This window comes from Neisseria basseii (assembly GCF_962707005.1).
Classification (GTDB): Bacteria; Pseudomonadota; Gammaproteobacteria; order Burkholderiales; family Neisseriaceae; genus Neisseria; species Neisseria bergeri.
On sequence record NZ_CAUIXH010000049.1, the window covers coordinates 1 to 1,433 of the forward strand.

Sequence of the window (1,433 nt, forward strand, 5' to 3'; positions counted from 1 at the left end):
CAAGCTGCCGCTGATTATGCAGGAGCGCGGCAGGAAAACGGGGGCGGCTTATAAATCGCTGCTGCCTTATGTGAAACGTGATTGGGGGGCTTTGAAGCCGAACGATGTTTGGATCGGCGACGGCCACAGCTTTAAGGCGAAGGTGGCGCATCCGGTACACGGCAGGCCGTTTAAGCCGGAAGTGACGGTGATTATTGATGGTTGTACGCGGTTTGTGGTCGGGTTTTCGGTGTCGTTGGCTGAAAGTTGTGTGGCGGTATCGGACGCGCTGCGTATCGGGGTCAAGCACTATGGTTTGCCGATTATCTATTACTCGGATAACGGCGGCGGTCAGACAGGCAAGACGATAGACCATGAAATCACGGGTATTACGTCCCGACTGGGTATCCGCCATGAAACGGGTATCGCGGGCAACCCGCAAGGGCGCGGCATCATTGAGCGATGGTGGAAAGACAATCTGATTGAGATGGCGCGGCAGTATGAGACGTTTGCGGGCAGCGGGATGGACAGCAGCACGAAGAACCTGATGTACCGCAAGATGGAAAGTGCTTTTAACGCTTTGGAAAAAGGCAAGGATTTGACGGAGGAACAACAGAAATATTTGAAAAAACTGCCGAGCTGGTCGCGCTTTATCGCGGATGTGGTCAAGTGTATCGACGAATACAACAACCGCCCGCACGGCGAGCTGCCCCGACATCCGGACGGCGGGCATTATACGCCGAAGGCTTATCGGGAAATGAGGCTGGAACAGGACGGTATCGCGCCGGATATGTTGTCGGCGGAAGAGCTGGCGACGATGTTTATGCCGCAGGAGGTGCGAAAGGTACAGCGCGGTTGGCTGGATTTGTTCAACAACTCTTATTTCTCAACTGAGCTGGCGGAGTATCACAAGGACGAGGTACGGGTCAGCTACGATTTGAGTGATGCGTCAGTGGTCAATGTGTTTGATATGGACGGCAAGTTTATCACTAAGGCGCAGGCCAACGGCAATACACGCGAGGCTTTCCCGACGGCGCGTATCGACCAACTGGCGGAAAAACGCCGAAAAGGCAAAATCAAGCGGGCGGAAAATGCAATCAAGCTCGCAAATGCGGAAGTCAATCCGGCTTTGGAACAGGCTGCGGTTTGGGACGAGCTGGGACATTTGGGCGGAAACGTCATCGAGGCGGAGTATGCGGTATTGCCGAAAACGGGCACGGACGATTTTGTGCTATTTGAGGTGGATAGATAAAGGAAAACATGATGGACAAACAGCAAAATGCAGCGTTTTCGACCGAGCTTGTTGAAAAATTGAAACTCAAGCGAGCTCTTGGGCGGATTCAACGATTTCAAGTAAAGATTCAAGGTGTTCCCGCTGAACGGAATCAGGCTCAAACGTTTTTGCCTGCGCTTGAAGGAAACGGCGAACCTGCTCAATCGAAGTCGGCTCTTGA

Annotated in this window: 1 protein-coding gene and 1 pseudogene; one reads left to right on the forward strand and one right to left on the reverse strand. The window is 53.2% G+C overall.

Going from position 1 to position 1,433, the window contains the following annotated elements; translation table 11 throughout:
• The coding region (locus Q9I99_RS11215; RefSeq protein WP_301668644.1) for a Mu transposase C-terminal domain-containing protein at positions 1–1,231 on the forward strand (1,231 nt) is incomplete at its 5' end.
• A 66-nt stretch (positions 1,232–1,297) separates the two neighbouring features.
• Here Q9I99_RS11215 and Q9I99_RS11220 read toward each other — a convergent pair.
• Positions 1,298–1,433, reverse strand: a pseudogene (locus Q9I99_RS11220) (GntR family transcriptional regulator); the annotation flags it as partial.